Below are 21868 nucleotides of genomic sequence, written 5' to 3'. Positions count from 1 at the left end.
ACCTGGGCGCCGTGCTCCGAGAGGATGTCTATGGCCCTGGTGCCCTCCTCCTCCACGGCCCGGGGGTGGCCGTCCATCTCCACAAGGAGCAGGGCCTCCGCTCCCACGGGAAGCCCCGTGGGCTTGAAGCCCTCCACGGCGGCGATGGCCTCCCGGTCCATGAACTCCAGGGTGCGGGGGATGACCTTGGCGGCGATGATGGCCGAGACGGCCCGGCCGGCCCCCTCTACGTCGGCAAAGGAGGCCAGGAGCGTGGTCACCGCGGGGGGCTCCGGGAGTATCTTGAGCCGTATCTTCGTTACCACCGCAAGGGTGCCTTCCGAGCCCACCAGGAGGCGGGTGAGGTCGTAGCCCACCACGCCCTTGTGGGTGCGCACGCCGGTGGTGATGGTCTCGCCGGTGGGCAGGACCGCCTCGAGCCCCATGACGTAGTCCCTGGTGACCCCGTACTTCAGGGCGCGGGGGCCCCCGGCGTTCTCGGCCACGTTGCCCCCGATGGTGCAGACGTGCAGGCTCGCCGGGTCCGGGGGGTAGAAAAACCCGTGGGCGGCAAGCTCTTGCTGAAGGCGGGCGTTGACAACACCGGGCTCCACGGTGCAGGCGAGGTTGGCGGTGTCCACCTGGAGGATGCGGTCCATCTTTTCGAAACTAAGCACAATGCCCCCGCGCGAGGGCACGGCCCCCGCGGTCATGCCCGTCCCCGCGCCCCTGGGGACCACCGGCATCTCGCGGGAGGCGGCGTAAAGGAGAAGGCGCGAGACCTCCTCGGCGCTCTTGGGCCAGGCCACCATGGAGGCCCGCCCCTCCATGCCCGAGGCGTCGAAGCCGTAGCACAGGAGGTCCGCGTCCTCCGTGGATATCTCGATGCCTTCAAGCTCCATGACTTCCTATTATCCCACAGCCCCGCGGGGGGCGTCATCCCGGGCCGCCCGCTTCAGGGCGCACGCGCGGCAGGCCGGCTCGTCCCTTCCCCGGCACAGGCCGGCGATGCCCCGGTGGCAGAGGGCGAAGTCGTACTTCAAGGGGTCCTCGGGGTCCAGGGCCCGCAAGGCGGCGGTTATCTCCACCGCTGCCGGCCAGTCGTTCCCGCGCCGGCGCGTGAGGCCCAGGCACCGGGCCACCCGCCCGATGTGGGTGTCCAGGGGGATGACGAGCCTGCTCTTGGGAATCTCCGTCCAAAGGCCCAGGTCCGTGTCCCGGTCCCGGACCATCCATCGAAGGAACAGATTGGGCCTCTTGCACGCGCTCCCCGTGCGGGGGGAGGGGAAGAGGTAAGCAAGGCCGCCGGGCCTTATCGGGCTTCCGTAGACGGGGGAGGTGTCCACCGCGGCGGCCTCTGCCATGAAGCCCGTGAGGGCTGCTCCGGTGTCCTGGTGCCCGGGGCTCCAGTGCCGGAGGAAGGCCGCCTTCAAGGTGTAGTACCGCCGGAGGAGGACCGAGAGGACATGGAGGAAGGCCAGGATGTCGCGCTCCTTCTGAAAGCGATAGGCGAGGCCCTCGAACCTCCGGGCCGCGGCCGGCACGTCCATTTCCCTGAGGCTCCGGGCGGGCCGGTCCCCCAGGGGGTGGAGAATCCCCTCTATCACCGGAAGGAAAAGGCCCACCCGCCCGTAGGCCAGCGCGGCGGCGATGAAGCCCGCCACCTCGGCGTCCTCCGCCCTCCGGTAGCGGCGGGGCACCTGGATGGGGTCGTGGCGGAGCCGCCCGGCGAAATCGTAGGTGCGGTAGAGCTGCTCCAGGGTTTCCCCGAGCCGGGCCTTTCTTCTCACCGGCTTCCGGAGTCGTACTCCCTGAGGATGTTTATGAAGTCGCAGGGGAACAGAAGGGAGCCCGCCGGGGAGGTGTAGACGACGGAGCATATCTCGTACTCCGAGCGGAAAAGGCGCTGGACCGTCTCGGGCTCGGCCCTGTAGAGATACAAAAGAGCCACCGCGCGCACCAAGCCGTCCACGATGACCCGCTCCCGAAGAATGGTATCGTACACGCTCACAAGCTCCAGGGTGTTGGTGAGGCCCCCCCTCAGGGAGTCCACCATGTCCCGGATGTGCCCCTCCATGGCCTCGGGCCGCGCCAGAAGGCGCGAGGCCTGCTCCCCCACGGCGAGGTTGCGGGCGTGCTCGGCGTTCCAGGAGACGGGCTCGTCCCGGTCGTTGACGTACCAGGCGAGCTTGTCGTCCTGGAGGCTTTCAAGCTCGGCGGGCTCCTCGTAGCGAAGCTTCTCCACGCGGCTTACTTCTTCGAGCTTCGGGGTGCCGATGAGATTGTAGTGAAAAAGGTTGATGCACTTCACCCGGGGGATGTACCTCTTGAAGTCCTCCACGCTCAGGAAATGCTTTTTCACGGCTCACCTCGGAGGCTCGGGACTAAAGGCCAGCGGCCCCTCTACTATAATGGAGAGCTCCGGAGGCTGTCCAGAGGGAGGGGGCTTTCGGAGGACCGCGAAGCCTCAGGGAGGGTTCGTTCAGGAGGTCTGAAAACCGCTTGGGTTTAGAGCGAAGTTGATGCTTTAGACTGCAGCCTTTCACGTTCTGATGACTGTGCGGCATCACTCCGAAGTAGCTGGAAGGACGGCGGTTCTCTACCCCTGAGAGTGCGGCGGTGGCAGGACGGCGCAGGCGGCGCGGCCCATCAGGGCTCCGTGCCGCTGTGGCATTCGTAGCAGACCCCGCCCTTCCAGAGGCCCCCTATGTCGACCGGGTGCCTGAAGTCGAGGCCCTCCTCAAAGTCCGAGGCCTGCTCCATGCGGCGCCCCGAGCCCTGCTGAAGTATCACGTGGCAGGTGCGGCAGTCGTTGGGGATGGTCGTGCCGGCGGCGCTCTTGTGGCGTCCGTCGTGGCAACGCATGCAGCCGCGGGAGATGAAGTGCGCCGTGTTGTCGGGGTAGTTCGTCCACCTGGCCCTCATAGAGGGAAACACGGAATTGGAAAAGGCGGCCTGGACGGCCTTGACGGCATTGGCTATGAGGGGTTGGTGTTTCGAAAAGAACTGCGGGTAGCTTTCCCTGTAAAAGCCCGTGATGGCGTTTTCGATGCGGCCTGCGGCTTCGTCAGCCGAGGGATATTCCTTTTCCATCGCCTTGACGGCGACCCGCTTGATTTCGGGGATGCCACGGTCTATGCCGCCGTTTGAGATGGCCATGTCGATTTCGTAGTCGGGGCTGTGGAATGTGTGGCTCGGGTGGTTGTGGCAGTCGATGCAGTCCATCACGCGGGCGGCCTGGGCCCGGGCGGGTTCCTCCTTCGAGAGCTTGCTGCCGGTTTCCCGGTATACGATGGACTTTCCGGTCCCGAGGTCCGTTACCCTGACCCAGGGTATGTTCTGCCTGAGCTTGTCGGTGGCGATGTACTCGACCCTTATCTCCGGGCTCGTATGCCAGTGAATGCCCTGTCTGCGGAACGTGCCCGGCCTTCCGCCGCCGACCTTCAGGAGCATGACGAGGGGCCAGGGGGTGTTGGGCTTGTCATAGAGATAGTGGTCGAGATGCCGCTCCATGGCCCCGAAGAACTTCGCGGGCCAGTGGCAGCTGAGGCATTCCTCCTGAAGGGGCCTCAGGTATTTGATGGGGTTTGGTATCGGCCTCGGGTAGGTGTTTGCGATTGTCGCGTAGACCTGATAAAGCCCCGAAAGCTTCGACCTCGCGTACCACCCCGCACCCGGCCCTATGTGGCAGGCCACGCACTTTACCCGGGCGTGCGGGGAATGCTGGTACGTGGTGTACTCCGGCTTCATGATCGTGTGGCAGGTCGTCCCGCAAAAGGTCACCGAGTCCGAAAACTGATACGCCTGGTATATGCCCACCGAGCTCATCAGCACGAAAGCGAGCGTGCCCAGCAAAAACACGAGCGAGGCGTTTCGGTGGCGGGGCTTGTTCAGGTCTATGGAAGGCCACTTGAGGCGGATCACCTCGCCCCTCTTCTGAAGCGACCGCCACCGGACGTACATGCCGAGAGGTATCAGCAGGAGGCCGGCCACCAGCGCCAACGGCAGGACCAGGTACAGCAGGATGCCGAGGTAGGGGTTTGTTATGGACGCCAGGAAATTGATGACGAGAAGAAAAAGTATTATCGCGCCCGAGACGACGGCCACCACCGCCCCGGCAAGGCTCACCCAGTTATGGACCGATTTTGGAAGCTTTCTTTCTCTCACTGGCTTAAACCAAGCGGCCCGGACGAGGTCGCAAGGGAGGCACGAGGCCGTTTTCCACACGGAGACGACGTGTCGCTTCGTTTCCCTCCTCTGGACATGAGTAGAAATTAGCACCAAAGAAAAGGGGTGTCAAAAGGCTGTCCAACCTGTCAGCTGAAAGAGGTTCGGCGGATTTGTGGCTTTGCTTCTCGCTGGCGGAACGTTCGGCATCGCATCAGTCCTGAATGAAATCTTCAACAGGTGCGTTTTTTCCAATACGCGCGCCCCGTAGTGAAATCCACTTCCATCGGCCTTTACGCGCTAAGCGTGGCCCCGGCAGGCGCCCTGTAGCGCTCCGTCCCGGCCCGTCCCCCCGCCCCCATCCCTTGTTGACAGGGCCTACATTTTTGTCCTATCATAACGGCAATAGGTTGCCGACTGCCACAGTCGGGAAAAGGAGTGCGACCCGTGACGAAAGAGCATCCCATGCCCGAGAAGAAGAACCGGGAGCTGACCGCCGTGCTCGAGGTCAGCAGGGTCCTCACCGAGAGCTTCGACCTGGAAGTGAACCTCTCCCGGGCCATGGACATCCTGAGCCGGCAGCTGGACATGCAGCGGGGGTGCGTCTTTCTCCTCGACCCCCTGAGCGAGGAGCTCCGCATCGCCGCGGCCCACGGCCTGACCCGGGAGGCCGTCAGGAAGGGGAAGTACCGCATCGGGGAGGGCATCGTGGGGAGGGTCATCGAGACCGGAAAGCCCATGTTCGTCCCGGACATCGGCTCCGAGCCGGCCTTCCTCAACCGCACGGGCTCCCGGCCCACGAAGGAGGGGGTCTCCTTCATCTGCGTGCCCATCCGGATAGAGGGGCAGACCCTGGGGGTCATCAGCGTGGACCGCATCTACGCCCGGGAGAGCGGGGGCCTGGACGACGACCTCCGCGTCCTGGCCATCGTAAGCTCGCTCATCGCCCAGTTCGTCAAGCTCTGGGGGGCGTACCGGAGGACCGAGCAGGAGAAGGAGGCGCTACGCTCGCAGTTGAAGGACCGCTACAGCGCCCCCAACATCGTGGGGGAGTCCGACAGGTTCCGCTCGGTCCTGAAGAGCGCCCTCAAGGTGGCCGACACCATGGCCACGGTGCTTCTGCTGGGAGAGTCCGGGACCGGCAAGGAGCTTATCGCCAGGACGCTGCACTTCCAGAGCAGGCGGGCCCGGGGGCCCTTCGTCCCGGTCAACTGTGCCGCCCTGCCGGAGAGCCTCCTGGAGGCGGAGCTCTTCGGGGCCGAGAAGGGGGCGTTCACCGGGGCCACCACGCGCCGGGCGGGCAGGTTCGAGGCGGCCCGGGGCGGCTCCATCTTCCTGGACGAGATAGGGGAGCTGCCCCTGGCCGTGCAGGGCAAGCTCCTCCGGGTGCTCCAGGAGCGCACCTTCGAGCGGGTGGGAAGCTCCCACCCCATCAGGGCCGACGTCCGGGTCATCACGGCCACCAACCGCGACCTCTCCGGCGAAGTCCGCAGGGGCGCTTTCAGGGAGGACCTCTACTGGAGGCTCAACGTCGTGCCCTTGGTGCTGCCGCCCCTGAGGGAGCGGAAGACCGACATCCCCCTGCTGGTGAACCATTACCTGGAGCGCTACGGAAAGGCCTACGGAAAGCGGGCCGCCCTGAGCGAGGAGGCCATGGAGGCCCTGGCCGGCTACGCCTGGCCGGGCAACGTCCGGGAGCTGGCCAACACCCTGGAGCGGATGGTCATCATGAGCGAGCGGGAGACCCTGGATGTGGAGGACCTCCCCTACGGCATGACCGACCCGGCCCTGGCCGAGCCCCTCACGCCCGCTCCCGGGCGGAAGCAGTCCCTCACCTCCGAGGTGGTGAGCCTCGAGCGGGAGCGCATCCTCCGGGCCCTGGCCGAGAACGGTTACGTGCAGCAGCGGGCCGCCGCCGCGCTGGGCATCACCCAGCGGCAGATGGGCTACAGGATCAAGAAGTACGGGATAAAGCTGGCCGGATAACTCTTCTCCTCCGCCCCGGGCCCTTCGGACAATGCCCATTGGAGTGTTCCCCATCGCGGCCAGGTATGGCCCATGTGATGGAGGACACAGACGTCCTGTTCCCTTCTTGGGGTTAATAATGATGTGAGAGAACAGGGAATCGGCCGCCTTTTCGGAGCGCCCGGGAGACACCTTTTCCGTTACGTGGTTGTTCCCTCCGTGATACCGGCCGCATTCCTCCTGGTGGCCTCGATGCCGGTTGACGTTCTGGGATGTCGGAATCGCGGACTGCTTGCGGTGGGGATAGCCATTGTTGGCGCCCTGGGCTCATTGGGCGCTTCCATGAGGGCGGTCGTGGGAAGGACTCGCTCCGAGCCTCATACGTATTGGTGGGTTTTGAGCGCGCTTGTCATGATGATGCCGGCCGTGGTCGTCGTTGTCCTGGCGCGCTGACGCACACATGGATGTTCTTGCATCGCCCCCTGTGAGCTGCTCGCACCAGGCCCGGAAAAGCGTCGCCTGTGCACGTCATCGCTGAAGCGTCCCTTGCCAGCGGAGTGCGGCGGCTGATATCATGTGGTCACCGGGCGCGGGCGGGCTCGGCCCGCAGCGACCGAACATTAAAACGTCTTTCGCCTTTGAAAGGAAAGTCACCGCCCAGGGCGAATTAAAAAGGGTCCGTGACCCCGGGCGTGGCCCGGAGCGATTTGAAGACGATGCGGCCCGGACCGGCCGGAAGACCGGCCGGGTCTTCACGGTGAACCGGAGGGGCCGTGGCAGGTCGCAGGGGCCGTGGCCCCCGAAATCCGTTCTTCGGGAGTAACGATTCATGCCCACAAACATGCGCATGGCTGAGCTTGCCCAGTTCGTCAGGGAGCCCAAGATAGCCTACTTCTCCATGGAGATAGGCCTCCTGAACGACATGCCCACCTACAGCGGAGGCCTGGGCGTGCTGGCCGGCGATACCATCCGCTCGGCGGCGGACCTGAAGCTACCCATGGTGGCCGTCACCCTTGTGCACAGGATGGGCTACTTCAAGCAGGAGCTGGAGCCCGACGGCACCCAGGGGGAGAGGAGCGCCCCGTGGGACCCGGAGCGCTTCACCACACTCATGCCCGGGCGCGTCGCGGTGCAGATAGAGGGCCGGCAGGTGCTCGTGCAGGCGTGGATGTACGTGCAGGAGAGCATCACCGGGGGGAAGGTCCCCATCTTCTTCCTGGACACCGACATGCCCGAAAACAGCCCCGAGGACCGGCAGATTACCCACTACCTCTACGGCGGAGACCAGCGCTACAGGCTCGTGCAGGAGGCGGTCCTGGGCATCGGCGGGGTGCGCATGCTCCGGGAGCTGGACTTCCAGATCAGGAAATACCACATGAACGAGGGGCACGCCAGCCTCCTTACCGTGGAGCTTCTCAGGGAGTACAAGCGCGACATCGAGGAGGTCTGGGACGAGGACCTGGTCTGGGACGTCAACCGCATCCGGGAGCTCTGCGTCTTCACCACGCACACGCCCGTGGCGGCGGGCCATGACCAGTTCCCCTATGGCCTTATCCAGAAGGTCCTGCCCGATATCCTGCCGCTTCATATCCTGAAGCGCCTGGGCGGGCAGGAGAAGCTGAACATGACCCTGCTGGGCCTGAACCTCTGCGAGTACGTCAACGGAGTGGCCAAGAAGCACCGGGACGTCTCCCGCACCATGTTCCCCGGCTACGAGATCTTCTCGGTCACCAACGGCGTGCATTCCTATACCTGGACCGCGGACCCCCTGAAGCGCCTCTTCGACCGGTACCTGCCGAGCTGGGCGAACGAGCCGGAGCTCTTCGTCCGCGTGGGCCGCATCCCCGACGACGAGCTCTGGGCAGCCCACATGGAGTGCAAACGGAAGCTCATAGACATGGTCAACGCCGCCACGGGGGAGGACCTGGACAGCGAGACCCTCACCGTGGGCTTTGCCCGGAGGGCCACGGCCTATAAGCGGGCGCACCTCTTGTTCTGGGACGTGGAGCGCCTGGCCCGCATCGCCGGGGGGAAGGTGCAGTTCATCTTCGCGGGCAAGGCCCATCCCAAGGACATCCCCGGCAAGGAGACCATCAAGCAGGTCTTCGAGAGCGCCGAGGAGCTGGAGGGCAGGGTGAAGGTCGTCTACCTGCCGGGCTACGACATGCGGCTCGCCCTGGAGCTGGTAAGCGGGGTGGACGTCTGGCTCAACACCCCCCTGCGCCCCCACGAGGCCTCCGGGACCTCGGGGATGAAGGCGGCCCATAACGGGGTGCTGAATTTCAGCGTCCTGGACGGCTGGTGGATAGAGGGCCACATAGAGGGCTACACCGGCTGGTCCATAGGGCCCGCCCCCACCGAGACCACCCTGGGGGCCTCAAGCGACAAGGGCGACGCCGACGACCTGTATGAGAAGCTCGAAAAGCTCATCATCCCCACGTACTACGACGAACGCTGTACCTGGATACGGATGATGCAGAACGCCATCGGCAAGAACGCCTACTATTTCAACTCCCACCGGATGATGCGCCGCTACGTGACGGAAGCCTATATCAGGTAGCCTGGCCGTCCGGAAGCGGCAGAGCCCTTCCACTGTGCTTTTTTGGCATACTTCCGCCACCTTCTTATGAACGCCTTTTGTTGGCAACGTGTTCATAATCTGTTATGAAATCTGCCTCCGCGGGCACCGTAGCGGAACGGGAAGGCAATCCTCCGGGCGTGCTCAGTTTTTACGCAGGGCAAAAAGCGAGAAGAATCAAAACCTTCGTCCGGAGAAAGGGGATTCCTGCCGGGGGGCTTTCCGGGGATGGCCGCGGAGCCTGATTTCTCGGCCTCCGAGGGCGAGAGGTTCGGCACCCTCCCTTGCCGGCGGGGGTGCCGGTCCTCGCCGCAGGCCTCCTCATTTCAGTTGACAGCCCGCCCTTTCACTCTAAAATGAGAGTATGGGAGATGCCCGCCGGACTGGCCGGAGGCGGACACACGCATCGAATGCAGGGCACGGACTGCGCGAGAAGGGGAGGAAATCCCCCGAGAAGGAGGGCACGATGAAGACGAAGGTACTGGCTGCCGTGGTTGTGTTGGTGTTCATGGTTGCGGGCACCGCCCTGGCGGCGGACATCATGGTGAAGGACAAGCCGGACCTTGGCAAGTACCTCACCGACGGGAAAGGGATGACCCTGTACTACTTCAAGAAGGACGAGCCGGGTCAGAGCAACTGCACCGGCGGCTGCCTGTATAACTGGCCCGTCTTCTATGCCGGGGAGGACCCCTCCGTGGGCGAGGGACTTGCGAAAGACGACTTCGGCACCATCACCCGGTCCGACGGAGAGATGCAGACAACCTTCCGGGGGTATCCGCTTTACTACTATTCCGGCGACGGTGGGCCCGGTGACACAAAAGGGGAAGGGCTGGGAGACTCCTGGTACGTGGTAAACCCCGAGGGCTTCGGCACGATGGAGAAAAAGGGCGGGTACTGAGCCCGGCGGCCCTCACACCCCCGTAACATCAGGCGAGGGCTCTTCCGAGAAGAGCCCCTCGCGTTCATGCGGGGTGCCTCAGGGCCTGCCGAGGCCCTCTTTTTTGAGGGTCTCGATGTCCACGCCCCGGCCCGCGCAGCAGCCGGCAAGCTTGCCGTCAATGGCCACCGCAGGAACGGAGCGCACCCCCAGGGCGCGGGCGCGGTCGGCCACCGCGGGGTCCTTCATGTCCAGGACGGTCACCTCGCAGGAGGGGCAGGCGGCCCGCCTCACCTCGGCCACCGTCTCTTGGCAGACCGGACAGCCCGCGCTGAATACCTCGATGGTCCGCTTCGCACTCATCTTCCCTCTCCTTTCCGGAGGGTCCGTATCTCCGGCCCTCCTCCCTTTTTCCTTGAGCCTTCTTCCCCCCGGCCCCTCCAGGGCCGCCAGGATGGGGCAGTCCTCGAGGGGCCCCCGGCCCCGGCATTCCTTGACCAACCGGGCCAGGACGTCACGCATCCTCTCCAGGGTCTCGAGCTTCCCCTCGATGTCGGCCAGCTTCTCCCCGGCCTGCTGCTTTATCCGGGCACAGGAGACACCCGGGGCCGCGCGCAGGGCCAGCAGCTCGCGGACCTCCTCCAGGCTGAACCCCAGGTCCTTGGCCCTGCGGATGAAATGCAGCCGCCGGAGGTGCTCCTCGCCATAGACCCTGTAGCCGGACTCCCTGCGCGGGGGCCTGGGGATAAGCCCCCTGCGCTCGTAAAAGCGGATGGTCTCCACGTTCACGCCTGCCCCTCTGGCCAGCTCCCCTATCCTCATCTCTCCTCCTAACTCCAGTATAAACCCCGTACCCCACTCCAGAGTCAAGGGGCCACGGGCCCAGCGACTTAACATTGAAATGTCCTTCGCCTTTGAAGGGGAAGACACCGTGCAGGTGGGAGTTAAAAAGGGGCTGGCCCCCGGCAGGCTCGGCCTGCATCGACCTGACACCGGTAAGCCCTTCACCGTTGAAAGGGACGGCACTGGTTACAACGAGTTAAAAAGGGGGTCCGTGACCCGCAGGCTCGGCCTGCACCAACCTGACACCGGTAAGCCCTTCACCGTTGAAAGGGGCGGCACTGGTTACAACGGGTTTAAAAAAGGGGTCCGTGACCCCGGGCTCGGCCTGCTGCGATTTAACATCGGGATGTCCGTTGCCGTTGACAAGGAAGTCACTGGCTATGGCGAGTTTAAAAAGGTCTGGACCCGGAGGTGCTGTCTTCATTATCATGGAGGCATGGCTGACGAACTGCAGAGCCGCCTGGAGGCGCACGTACGGTTCCTGGCCGGGGAGGTGGGGGTGCGGAGCTACGACCTTCCCGGCAGGCTCGACCGGGCTGCGGATTACATCGAGGAGGCGATGCGAGCCGTGGGCCTCCAGGTCACGCGGCAGCCCTTCCGCTACGGCAAGCAGACGTTTTATAACGTCATCGGGGAGGCGCCGGGCGAGCTTCCGGCCGGGGAGGGGTTCTACGTGGTGGGGGCCCATTACGACACCGTCCAGGGCTCACCGGGGGCCGACGACAACGCAAGCGGGGTGGCGGGCATGCTGGAGCTGGCCCGCCTGACGGCGGAGCGGCCCCTCCGAAGGGCCATGCGCTTTGTGGGGTTCTCTCTCGAGGAGCCGCCGGTCTTTCGCTCAAGCCGGATGGGGAGCATGGCCTACGCCCAAAGCCTCAGGGAAGAGGCGGCCCCGGTCCTGGGGATGGTATCGCTGGAGATGATAGGGTATTACTGCCACCTGAAGGGCTGCCAGTTCTATCCCCTCCGGCTCTTCAGGCTCTTCTTTCCCCGGCAGGGGGACTTCATCGCCTTCGTGGGGGACGTGGCCTCCCGGCGCTTCACCAGGCAGATGAAGGCCCTCTTCGCCGAGCACTGCGCCCTGCCCGCCGAATGCCTGAACGCCGTCCGGGCCGTCCCCGGGGTGGATTTCTCCGACCACTACTCCTTCTGGAAGAACGGCTACAGGGCCTTCATGGTGACCGACACCGCCTTTTACCGCAACCCCTATTACCATGCCCCGGGGGACACGCCCGATACACTGGACTACGCCCGTATGGCCGAGGTGGTGCGGGGCCTCTACAAAGCCTTCGAGGGGGGCCAACCCCCTTTTTAAACCCGTTGTAACCAGTATGGTCTTTTCAAGGGCTAAAGGCATTTCGATGTTAAATCGCAGCAGGCCGAGCCTGGGGTCACGGACCCCTCTTTAACAACCTTGACGGTTCGCTTTCCTTATCAATGGCGAAAGACATTTCAATGTTAAGCCGGGGCAGGCCGAGCCTGGGGTCACGGACCCCTCTTTAACAACCTTGACGGTTCGCTTTCCTTATCAATGACGAAAGACATTTCAATGTTAAGCCGGGGCAGGCCGAGCCTGCCGCTGCAGGCCGCGCCTGCGCCGTTGCCTTTGGGGCGTGGAGGTTTTAAAATAGGAAATTCCATGCCTTCGGGGGAAAACAGTGAAGGAGATTCCTCTTCGGGAGATAGACTGGATACTTCTGGACCTGGACGGCACTCTTCTGGACCGCTACTTCGACGACTATTTCTGGGAGCACCTGGTCCCCGAGAGGTATGCCGAGAAGCACGACATGACCTTCGGCCGGGCCAGGGAGATACTGCTTTCCACCTACAGGCGGCACGAGAGGACGCTCAAGTGGACGGACGTGGATTTCTGGAGCCGGGAGCTCGACCTGGACATTCCCGCCCTCAAGGAGCAGATTCGCCACCTCATCGAGGTGCACCCCCACGTGGAGAATTTCCTCGCGGCGATGAAGCGCGAGGGCAAGCACGTCCATCTTCTGACCAACGCCCATTACAAGTCCGTGGACCTCAAGTTTCGAAAGACCGGCATCGGGCATTACTTCGACTCGGTCGTCACCTCCAACGAGATAGGCGCCCCCAAGGAGCAACAGGAGTTCTGGCGGCGGGCGGAGAAGAGGGTGGGTTTCCAGAAGGAGCGCTCCCTCTTCGTCGACGACAGCGAGACCATCCTTCGCGCGGCCCGGGACTATGGTGTCAGGTATCTCCTTTTGAAGGGCCGGGCCAGCTCCCGGGAGGGCCCCCGGGTGTCCGCGGAGTTCCCCTTCATCCGGGACTTTAACGAGCTTCTGGCTTCTCGGGCTCGGCCCGCAGCGACGTAACGTCGAAAATGCTTTATACCCATGAAAGGACGGACACCGTGCAGGTGGAGGTCAAAAAGGGGTCCGTGACCCCGGGGGCTTCTTCCTCCTTCAGGCGGGGGTAAACGTGCAGAAGGAATATGTCGATTTCCTGGTCATAGGGGGCGGGGTGGCCGGCCTGAGGGCGGCCATCGAGCTTGCCCCCCATGGGGAGGTCCTCGTGGTGACCAAGGACATTCCCACCGAAAGCTCCTCGGAGTACGCCCAGGGCGGGGTGGCCGTGGCCCTCTCGGACGAGGACCGGGTGGGAATCCACTACCGGGACACCATCAGGGCGGGGGCGGGCCTCTCGGACGAGGAGGCCGTCCGCATCCTGGTGGAGGAGGGGCCCGGGCGCATCCAGGAGCTCATCTCCTGGGGGGCCGAGTTCGACCGGGAGGGGACCAAGCTGGCCTTCACCCTGGAGGCCGCCCACTCGCGCAAGCGCGTGCTTCACGCCCACGGGGACGCCACCGGGCGGGAGCTGGTGAGGGTCCTCATCGGGAAGGCCAGCACCTTCTCCACCGTGCGGCGGTATCCCTTTGCCATGCTCGTGGACCTGGTCGTCTCCCGCGGGGTGTGCCTGGGGGCGTACGTCCTCAGGGACCGGAAGGTGCGGGCCGTCCTGGCCCGGGCCACCGTCCTTGCCACCGGGGGCGGGGGGCAGATCTACTCCATAACCACCAACCCGCCGGTGGCCACCGCCGACGGGATGGCCGCGGCCCACCGGGCGGGGGCGGAGATGAAGCACATGGAGTTCGTCCAGTTTCATCCCAGCACCAGGACGAGCCATGTGTACCTGGACCTCAGGCACCACGACGCGGGCTTCGTAAAGGAGCGCTTTCCCCGCATCTACTCCACCTGCCTCACCTACGACGTGGACATCACCGGCGACCTCATCCCCGTAAGCCCCGCCGCCCATTACATGATGGGCGGGGTGCGCACCGACACCCAGGGGGCCACCACGGCGCAGGGCCTCCTGGCCGCCGGCGAGGTCGCCTGCACCGGCATCCACGGGGCCAACCGCCTGGCCAGCAACAGCCTCCTGGAGGGCCTGGTCTACGGCGCCCGGGCCGGGGCCTCGGCGGTGAAGTCCAATGCCACGGCGCCCGAGCCGCCCCTGGAGCTGTCCGCCCCGGTGCGCACAATCCCCCAGCACGACGAGATACGGGGAAGGCTCCGGAGGCTCATGTGGGAGAAGGTGGGCATCATCCGCTGCGGAGAATCCCTCACGCACGCCCTCGATGAGCTTGCCCTGTGGGAGTTCATCCTTACCAACACCTACGCCACCCGCCGGGAGCTGGAGCTGAAGAACATGCTCGAGACCGCCCTGCTCATCACCCGGGGGGCGCTCAAGCGGAAGGAGTCCGTGGGGGCCCATTACCGGACGGACTCCCCCAAGGGAGAGCCCGGGGCCTTCCCCTGCCCCGCGGGTTGACCCGCTTCGGCGAGAATGGCAAAACCCCGCGTTTTTCCTTTATAATAAAAGACTTCTTCTTTTCCGGCCCAGTTTGGGCGAATACCTTTCGGGAGTGAACAGAAAAGGGCACTGGTGCCCCTGGTGCCCCCAACAATCGGCTGACACGAAATTCACAGGAAAAACTCTTCTCCGGGAAGGGCTTGCAGGAATCTGGTGACCCGGGTTACTTTTCCATTGACTTGCACAAGATGTTGTGGTTTAATGTCATGAATTTCAGTGGCGGACACAAATTCTTGTTCGTCTTGGGGAGGCGGCATGAAGGACTGCGAGGGGCTTGGGGAGTGGATCCGATGTCTCAGGTGTACCTATCTCTGCACGGCGCGCTGCCCTCTGGAGGGCAAGGACGTGATGGAGAGGCTCGCCTCATGGTACAGGAGGCGGGAGGCTGAGAGGGCCGCAAACGATGACGGGCGCAGATATTCCTTGAACTTCAAGAAATAATTTCCAATGGGAGGATGAATGGAGACAACCGGAGGCAAGCTTGCGCTTTCACCCAATGCCCGGAAGGTGCTCGTGGCACGTTATCTGAAGAAGGACCAGGAGGGGAAGGTGGTCGAGCAGCCCGAGGAGCTTTTCCGCAGGGTGGCCGGGTGCATAGCCGCCTCGGACAAGCTGTACGGCAAGGGCGAGGACGAGGTCCGCGAGCTCGAAGAGGTCTTCTACGGGATGATGGCCTCCATGGAGTTTCTACCCAACAGCCCCACCCTGATGAATGCCGGGCGCAAGCTGGGGCAGCTCAGCGCGTGTTTCGTCCTGCCCGTGGAGGACTCCATGGAGAGCATCTTCGATGCGGTGAAGAACGCCGCCATCATCCACAAGTCCGGCGGGGGCACGGGCTTCAGCTTCTCCCGTCTCCGGCCCGCCGGCGACGTGGTGGGCTCCACCAAGGGCATCTCCTCCGGGCCGGTGTCCTTCATGACGGTGTTCGACACCGCCACGGAGGCGGTCAAGCAGGGGGGCACCCGCAGGGGGGCCAACATGGGGATGCTCCGGGTGGACCATCCCGACATCATCAGGTTCGTCACCTGCAAGGACGACAACGCCAAGCTCAATAACTTCAACATCTCCGTGGCCCTTACCGACGCGTTCATGCGGGCGGTCGCCGAGGGCCGCACGTACCAGCTCCGAAGCCCCCGCACCGGGGCGGTCACCGACACCCTGGAGGCCCGGGAGGTCTTCGGGCTCATCGTGGAGCACGCCTGGAAGAACGGGGAGCCGGGCATCGTCTTCATGGACGGGGTCAACAGGTGCAACCCCACCCCCGTGCAGGGGGCCATCGAGTCCACCAACCCCTGCGGGGAGCAGCCCCTCCTGCCCTACGAGTCCTGCAACCTGGGCTCCCTGAACCTGGCCGTCATGCTCAAGAAGACGGAGGCCGGGGGCTCGGAGGTGGACTGGACCAGGCTCCGGGAGGCCACCCACCGGGCGGTGCACTTTCTGGACAACGTCATCGACGCCAACCGGTATCCCCTGGCCAAGATAGAGGAGATGACCCGGGCCAACCGGAAGATAGGCCTGGGAGTGATGGGCTGGGCGGACATGCTCATCAGGCTGGGCATCCCCTACAACTCCTCCGAGGCGGTCCGGACGGCCGAGGAGGTCATGGGCTTTATCCAGGAGGAGGGCCGCCGGGCCTCCGCCGCCCTGGCCGGGGAGCGGGGCGTGTTTGCCAACTTCCCCGGGAGCGTCTACGACGGGCGCGTCCGGGTCAGAAACGCCACCGTCACCACCATCGCCCCCACGGGCACCCTGTCCATCATCGCCGGGTGCTCCTCGGGCGTGGAGCCCCTGTTTGCCGTCAGCTACGTGCGCAACGTCATGGAGGGGACGAAGCTCATCGAGGTCAACCCCCTGTTCGAGGAGGTCGCCAAGGACCGGGGGTTCTGGAGCCGGGAGCTCATGGAGCGCATCGCCGAGCAGGGGAGCATCAACGATTTCGAGGAGATACCCGAGGACGTCAAGCGCGTCTTCGTCACCGCCCACGACGTCTCGCCCTGGGAACACGTGGGAATGCAGGCCGCCTTTCAGAAGCATGTGGACAACGCCGTTTCGAAGACCGTGAATTTTCCGAGCGAAGCGTCGGTGCAGGACGTGGAAAGCGTCTTTTTGGAAGCCTACGAATCCGGGTGCAAGGGCGTGACGGTCTACAGGGACGGCTCAAGGGATTCTCAGGTGCTCACCAAAGGGAAAAGGGCGGAAAAAGCCGCGGGCATGGGTCCGGAGGCCGCAGAGGGCGGGGCCGACAAACACCTGACGGACCAGGGCCACGGCGAAGACTCCGTAGCGGGGAAAAAGGAATCCGCTTCGGGCCGGATGAAGATAGTGCCGAGGAAAAGGCCCCGGGTCATCAAGGGCACCACGCGTCAGATGAAAACCGGCTGCGGCACCATCTATATCACGATAAACGAGGACAAGGACGGGAATATCTTCGAGCTGTTTACAAGCATGGGGAAGGCCGGGGGCTGCGCCGCCAGCCAGGCGGAGGCCATCGGAAGGCTCATTTCCCTTGCCCTGAGGTCCAATATCGACCCGGACGAGCTAATCAAGCAGCTCAAGGGCGTGCGGTGTCATCAGCCCATGTGGGAGCCCGGGGGGCAAATCCTTTCCTGCTCAGACGCCATAGCCAAGGCAATCGAGCAATTCCGCATGGCCGATGCGGAGGGCAACGGCGGCAACGGCAGGGATGACGTGGAGATAGCGTTCATCGGCGCCTGCCCGGAGTGCGGCGGCGCCGTGGAGCACGAGGGGGGCTGTGCGGTCTGCCGGGACTGCGGGTTTACCAGGTGCGGGTGAGGCATGGATGAGGAGATAAGGAAAGCCCTGGATGCCCTGAGGGTGAGGGAGGAGGTCGCCGCGCTCTACCTCTTCGGAAAGAAGTGTGACTCCTCCTCCGCCCGGCGGGCGGCCCTGGGGGTGCTTCTTTCCGGGTCTGCCCGTCCCGGGTGGCTCGAGGACCTGGAAGGCTCCTCCGCCCCCGTGGTGGTCCTGAATGGGGCCCCGGCCTTCCTCAGGAACCACGTGGTCAGGCGGGGCGCCCTCGTTTTCGAGCGCGACACGGCGCGCAGGGTGCACTTCGTGGAGGAGTCGGTCAATGAGTACATGGACCAGAAGGCCTGCGAGGAGCAGAGCACCGGCGTGGAGGCCGCCAAAAGCCTCCTGGAGAGAGCCCTCCGGGACCTGAAGAAAGGGCCTTAGCGGCTTGCTTTTGGCAACGTTTCAAGGTCGATTGAAAAAGGGACTGCTCCCCAAGCCGCTTCAAGATTTATCATGCCGGGTTTATCGCTCCGAGCCATCGCCACAAGTGGCGGACAAGTTTCGGCTTCTTCCTGAACTCTTCAAGGTCAGATGCGTGGAAAAACTGCAGAATTGTAGTTTAAATTCACAGAGAAATATGGGAGATCCCTACTTTACTAATAATGCCGAATTCCAGACGTTTTTCTTGTCAAGCCAAATCAAGCAGATTTAGGCACTTTCCATAGCAGCCATTTGACGCAAATTCGTGATGTCGCGCAGCGGCGGGGTGCCGAACAGACGGCTGTACTCTCGGCTGAATTGGGAAGGGCTATCATAGCCGACCTGAAATGCCGCGGCTCCTGCATCCCGATTTTCGGTGAGCATTAACCGCCGCGCTTCGTTTAAACGCAACCATTTCTGGTACTGCAGTGGGCTCATGGTCGTCAACGTCTTGAAATGGTGGTGGAATGTAGAAGTGCTCATATTTACCTGCGCTGCGAGGTCATCGATACGAAGGGGCTGGGTGTAATGGTCCTTCAACCAATCGATCGCCTGTGCTATCCTGTTGCCCTGGCTGCCAGCCGTGGCCATCTGGCGAAGGCGGGTGCCCTGTTCTCCCGTAAGCATACGGTAAAATATTTCCCTTTTTATCATGGGTGCAAGTATGGGGATGTCCCCGGGCTTGTCAAGGAGGTCAACAAGCCGCTTAAAGGCATCGAGCAGCTCAGGCGTGAGCCTGCCCGTGGCCATAGCATGTCTCTGCTGCTGTATCTGGGGCTGAGGAAGGGCGATGTCAAGCATCAACTCTCCCAGTGTGCGCAGATCCAGGTCTAATACAAGCCCAAGGTAAGGTTTTTCCGGGCTCGCCTCTAATATCTGGACGACTGTAGGCAGATTAATCGGAGTTATCAAGTAGTTCTGAGCATCATATACATATTCATTACTCTCGAGCACCGCGCGCTTAGCCCCCTGTACCGCTACGCATATGCAGGGATGGTACATCCCGCTATATGGCTCTGTCGTTTTACTCTTCCTATAGAAAGTCAGGCCCGGGACATTGGTTTCGGTCCGGTCGTCCTTGGTGGCTAATCGGGCAATGCTCTTACGAAGGGCTTCACGTGCACTTGCCATGCTGTCTGTCGCGTTTACCTCTTTTACATGCGTCTTCTCCATATATGTCCTCCAATTTCATCTTATCAAAACCCAACCAGCTGCCGCAACAGAAATTTCAGTATCTCGGACTTTTTGGCAAGAATAAGGCAGGATTGGTCTACCGGTTGTCCTGCCACCGGGAGTATCATTAAATCATCGGGCGCAGGAAACATCCGAAAATGTGAACCTGAAATCCTCGCGATGAAGAGCGAGACAAGGGAGCAAAAATGGAGGACATCAAAGAGGTCGACGATGGGTTTGCAAGCATCCACGTGGAGGGCGCTCGGGCACCCGAAACGCTACTCAATAGTCGCGACATTGGTGCCAACCTGGGAACGAGCTTGACTGGCGGGCACGGCCTGTCCCCCCTGCCTGGCCAGGGGCAAGCGGAATAAGTGAGAAGACCGCCTCAGGAGAACTGGACAAAAAGACCGGCATCTAGCCAGGAAGAATGAAGAAAAATATAACGATAAGTAAAAGTACCTGGTTAAACAGAAGAGTGAGCCATGAAGGCCTAACCAGGCAAGAAAGGAGATAAACCATGAAAGGAGCTGTTCTCTATGGCGCGCGCGACTTACGTTTCGAGGAGCGCAATGCGCCGAAGATAATCAAGCCAACAGATGCAATTATCAGAATCGCGGCCACCTCCGTCTGCGGGTCTGACCTGTGGCCTTACCGTGGCATCAGCCCGGTCACCGAGCCGACCCCGATGGGGCATGAGTACTGCGGAATCGTGGAGGAAGTAGGAAGTGCGATCAAGTCGGTGAAACCTGGTCAGTTCGTCATCGGTTCCTTTTTCGTTTCCGACAACACCTGCCCCCACTGCCAGATCGGCTATCAGTCGTCCTGCCAGCACCGGGAACTCGTCGGCGGCGCCCAGGCACCCGTGCTGCGCGTCCCTCTCGCGGAAGGCACGCTCGTGGCTACCCCGGATGTCCCCTCGGATGATATGGTCCCGAGCTTGTTGACGCTCTCGGATGTCATGGGCACCGGCTGGTTTGCCGCCGACGCGGCCGACGTTAAACCGGGCAAGACAGTAGTGGTCGTCGGTGACGGTGCCGTGGGCCTCCTCAGTGTGTTATCCGCCAGGCAGATGGGTGCCAAGCGCATCATGGCCATGAGCCGACACGAGTCTCGGCAGAAGCTCGCCCGTGAATTCGGCGCGACCGACATCGTAGTTGAGCGCGGCAATGAGGGCGCGGAACGCATCAAGGAGATGACCGGCGGAATCGGTGCTGACTCGGTGCTGGAGTGCGTAGGGACCCAGGAGTCGATGATGCAGGCTATCCGTTCTACCCGTCCGGGCGGGTACATAGGTTACGTGGGCGTACCGCACGGGGTAGAGCTGAACGGCCAGGAGCTGTTCTTCGCCCACGTCCGTCTCCACGGCGGCCCGGCCCCGGTGCGCCGCTATCTGCCCGAACTGATCGATCTGGTCTGGAACGGGAAGATAAACCCCGGCAAGGTCTTCGACCTGACCCTGCCCCTCGACCAGGTGGCGGAGGGCTATCGTGCGATGGACGAGCGGCGCGCAATCAAAACGCTGCTGCGCCCATAAATTAAGGAGACACAAATGAGCATATGGTCGATAATTCTGTCAAGCATTCTTGTCTCAATGTTTAGCATTGCAACCATTTCGGAGGCAAAGACTATGAAAAACGAAGGTTTGAACGCAAGGGAGGAAAAGATCGTCACCATCGCGGCCTTCACCGCCAATGGTGATCTCCAGAAACTGAAAACGGCTCTGAACGAAGGGCTGGACGCGGGTTTGACCATGAATGAAATTAAGGAAGTCCTCGTGCAGTTGTACGCCTATTGTGGGTTCCCGCGCAGCTTGAACGCCATCAATACTTTTATGGGAGTATTGGAAGAACGCAGGCAGAAAGGCATCAAGGATGAGCCTGGCAAAGAACCAAGCCCGATACCTTCTAACATGAACAAGGATGAATACGGCGCAAAGGTCCGCGCAAGGCTTGCTGGGCAGGAAGTAATTCCGCCTCCCAGCGGGTATCAACTGTTCATGCCGGTCATTGACACGTTCCTGAAAGAACATCTTTTTGCGGACATTTTCGTCCGCGACAACCTGGATTACCAGAGCAGGGAACTTGCGACAATTTCGGCCCTTGCCAGCATGATAGGTACGGCAGGCCAGCTTCAGTTCCATCTTGGCGCCGCGATGAATACTGGACTGACCGAAGCGCAGATGAAGGACTTCATTTCAGTACTTAAATCCAAGGTTGGCAAGCAGGAAGCCGATAATGCCAATGAGATATTAGCTAGGGTCCTGAGCACCAGACAGGCTCAGCATGGCGTCATGCCTCGTGCAGGCATTAAGGCAGCAACAAAGGAGGAAGATAACATGAAGAAGATCAGCGTCTCGCGAAGCGGCTCGCAGCCTTCCAGCGAGGGAGCGGCCGAATACTTTACCGGTTCCGTGCGCATCGATTACTTGTTCGATGCAAACGATCCACTGCGCGCATCCGGCGGACGCGTGACCTTCCAGCCCGGCGCCAGGACTGCATGGCATACCCATCCATTCGGGCAAATACTGATCGTGACGGCCGGTGCCGGCTGGGTTCGGCAATGGGGCGGGCCAATCGAGGAGATCAGGGAAGGCGATGTTGTCCGGATTCCGCCGGGCGTAAAACATTGGCACGGGGCAACGGCAACTTCTGCACTGACGCATATCGCAATTCAGGAACCGCTCAACGATAAGGCCGCCGAATGGATGGAGCATGTCAGCGACGAGCAATATGATCGGTAGCTATAGAAGAAATCAAACAGTGGACTGGAAAGAGAAGGTCTCTTAGTCGGAAATCCTTGACAAATCAGAAAACTATACAAGAAACCGGGGTAAACGATGTGAGTAACGGGGTCAATTCCGGGTACATCCGTACTTAATTAGGGCACAGCCTTCCGCTTGGTATAAGGCTCTTTGCTTGAAGACTTCTACCACTAATCCACAATTTCAATAGAGCACATTCCTAACTCCTTGTAGGTGTAACGAACAACTGCGCCTGTCCAGTATAAGCAGGCTCCCTCCTCTCTTCTCAGCGTCTTCCTCTGCTATCCCATAACGGTGGGGATGACGCCGTGCCAGTCACGCTTATATCCTAAGCACCCTCAGCCCGGCGCACGCCTCGATGCGGTCAAAGTCGGCATCCTTGTGAAAAAGGGTCAAATTATTTTCCATGCATATCGCGGCGATGATGCAGTCCACGGTTCTCCTGACGGTC

The 21868-nt window shown here is 62.4% G+C and carries 18 protein-coding genes and 1 pseudogene; 12 read left to right on the top strand and 7 right to left on the bottom strand.

Annotated features, from left to right (window positions below):
* The 4 genes from P8Y39_09410 to P8Y39_09395 form a co-directional block, all read right to left on the bottom strand.
* On the bottom strand, window positions 1-881 hold an 881-nt coding region (locus P8Y39_09410; protein MEJ2192545.1), incomplete at its 3' end, for an FAD-binding protein.
* A gap of 9 nt (window positions 882-890) precedes the next feature.
* Window positions 891-1769, bottom strand: a complete 879-nt coding sequence (locus P8Y39_09405; protein MEJ2192544.1) for a TIGR02757 family protein — start codon at window positions 1767-1769, stop codon at window positions 891-893.
* Window positions 1766-2341 carry a hypothetical protein gene (locus P8Y39_09400; protein ID MEJ2192543.1) on the bottom strand — a complete coding sequence of 192 codons (576 nt, stop codon included), beginning with the start codon at window positions 2339-2341 and terminating at the stop codon, window positions 1766-1768. Before P8Y39_09400 ends, P8Y39_09405 begins: the two co-directional genes overlap by 4 nt.
* Before the next feature lie 287 nt (window positions 2342-2628).
* Window positions 2629-4146 carry a NapC/NirT family cytochrome c gene (locus P8Y39_09395; protein ID MEJ2192542.1) on the bottom strand — a complete coding sequence of 506 codons (1518 nt, stop codon included), beginning with the start codon at window positions 4144-4146 and terminating at the stop codon, window positions 2629-2631.
* Window positions 4147-4593: 447 nt separating this feature from the next.
* Here P8Y39_09395 and P8Y39_09390 point away from each other — a divergent pair, with 447 nt between their 5' ends.
* From P8Y39_09390 to P8Y39_09375, 4 genes are all read left to right on the top strand, one after another.
* A complete protein-coding gene (locus tag P8Y39_09390) occupies window positions 4594-6132 on the top strand; it encodes a sigma 54-interacting transcriptional regulator (GenBank protein MEJ2192541.1) in 1539 nt (512 codons plus the stop codon).
* A 198-nt stretch (window positions 6133-6330) separates the two neighbouring features.
* Window positions 6331-6564 carry a hypothetical protein gene (locus P8Y39_09385; GenBank protein ID MEJ2192540.1) on the top strand — a complete coding sequence of 78 codons (234 nt, stop codon included), beginning with the start codon at window positions 6331-6333 and terminating at the stop codon, window positions 6562-6564.
* Window positions 6565-6940: 376 nt separating this feature from the next.
* Window positions 6941-8671 (top strand): alpha-glucan family phosphorylase, encoded by a 1731-nt coding sequence (gene glgP / locus P8Y39_09380; GenBank protein MEJ2192539.1) that lies wholly within the window; start codon window positions 6941-6943, stop codon window positions 8669-8671.
* A gap of 484 nt (window positions 8672-9155) precedes the next feature.
* Complete coding sequence (locus tag P8Y39_09375) at window positions 9156-9587, top strand: hypothetical protein (GenBank protein ID MEJ2192538.1); 432 nt, start codon at window positions 9156-9158, stop codon at window positions 9585-9587.
* A 78-nt stretch (window positions 9588-9665) separates the two neighbouring features.
* Here the strand turns inward: P8Y39_09375 and P8Y39_09370 are convergent, their stop codons facing one another.
* Together P8Y39_09370 and P8Y39_09365 are read right to left on the bottom strand one after the other, a co-directional pair.
* A complete protein-coding gene (locus P8Y39_09370) occupies window positions 9666-9929 on the bottom strand; it encodes a thioredoxin family protein (protein MEJ2192537.1) in 264 nt (87 codons plus the stop codon).
* A gap of 78 nt (window positions 9930-10007) precedes the next feature.
* Window positions 10008-10388: pseudogene (locus tag P8Y39_09365) on the bottom strand (heavy metal-responsive transcriptional regulator).
* 457 nt (window positions 10389-10845) lie between these two features.
* On the opposite strand from P8Y39_09365, the gene P8Y39_09360 reads away from it, so the two are divergent.
* From P8Y39_09360 to P8Y39_09335, 6 genes are all read left to right on the top strand, one after another.
* Window positions 10846-11724, top strand: coding sequence for a M28 family peptidase (locus tag P8Y39_09360; protein ID MEJ2192536.1), 879 nt, complete (start codon window positions 10846-10848; stop codon window positions 11722-11724).
* A 343-nt stretch (window positions 11725-12067) separates the two neighbouring features.
* Entirely contained in the window at window positions 12068-12748 is a 681-nt protein-coding gene (gene yrfG, locus P8Y39_09355) for a GMP/IMP nucleotidase (GenBank protein MEJ2192535.1), read from the top strand.
* A gap of 106 nt (window positions 12749-12854) precedes the next feature.
* Window positions 12855-14204 carry an FAD-binding protein gene (locus P8Y39_09350; GenBank protein ID MEJ2192534.1) on the top strand — a complete coding sequence of 450 codons (1350 nt, stop codon included), beginning with the start codon at window positions 12855-12857 and terminating at the stop codon, window positions 14202-14204.
* A 297-nt stretch (window positions 14205-14501) separates the two neighbouring features.
* Window positions 14502-14687, top strand: coding sequence for a hypothetical protein (locus P8Y39_09345; GenBank protein ID MEJ2192533.1), 186 nt, complete (start codon window positions 14502-14504; stop codon window positions 14685-14687).
* A gap of 18 nt (window positions 14688-14705) precedes the next feature.
* A complete protein-coding gene (locus tag P8Y39_09340) occupies window positions 14706-17039 on the top strand; it encodes a vitamin B12-dependent ribonucleotide reductase (GenBank protein MEJ2192532.1) in 2334 nt (777 codons plus the stop codon).
* 3 nt (window positions 17040-17042) lie between these two features.
* The gene (locus P8Y39_09335) at window positions 17043-17441 is read left to right on the top strand and encodes a hypothetical protein (protein ID MEJ2192531.1); all 399 of its coding nucleotides are present in this window, start codon (window positions 17043-17045) and stop codon (window positions 17439-17441) included.
* A gap of 267 nt (window positions 17442-17708) precedes the next feature.
* Here P8Y39_09335 and P8Y39_09330 read toward each other — a convergent pair whose 3' ends face one another.
* Window positions 17709-18653: an AraC family transcriptional regulator gene (locus P8Y39_09330; protein ID MEJ2192530.1), complete on the bottom strand. Its 945-nt coding sequence runs from the start codon at window positions 18651-18653 to the stop codon at window positions 17709-17711.
* A 520-nt stretch (window positions 18654-19173) separates the two neighbouring features.
* Between P8Y39_09330 and P8Y39_09325 the strand changes: the two genes are divergently transcribed.
* Both P8Y39_09325 and P8Y39_09320 read left to right on the top strand, forming a co-directional pair.
* Window positions 19174-20190 carry a zinc-dependent alcohol dehydrogenase family protein gene (locus P8Y39_09325; protein MEJ2192529.1) on the top strand — a complete coding sequence of 339 codons (1017 nt, stop codon included), beginning with the start codon at window positions 19174-19176 and terminating at the stop codon, window positions 20188-20190.
* Between the two features lie 93 nt (window positions 20191-20283).
* Window positions 20284-21396, top strand: a complete 1113-nt coding sequence (locus P8Y39_09320; protein ID MEJ2192528.1) for a carboxymuconolactone decarboxylase family protein — start codon at window positions 20284-20286, stop codon at window positions 21394-21396.
* Window positions 21397-21868 lie beyond the last annotated feature (472 nt).

The organism is Nitrospirota bacterium (assembly GCA_037386965.1).
GTDB lineage: Bacteria > Nitrospirota > Thermodesulfovibrionia > Thermodesulfovibrionales > JdFR-86 > JARRLN01.
This window is presented reverse-complemented; position numbering and strand designations above follow the sequence as displayed.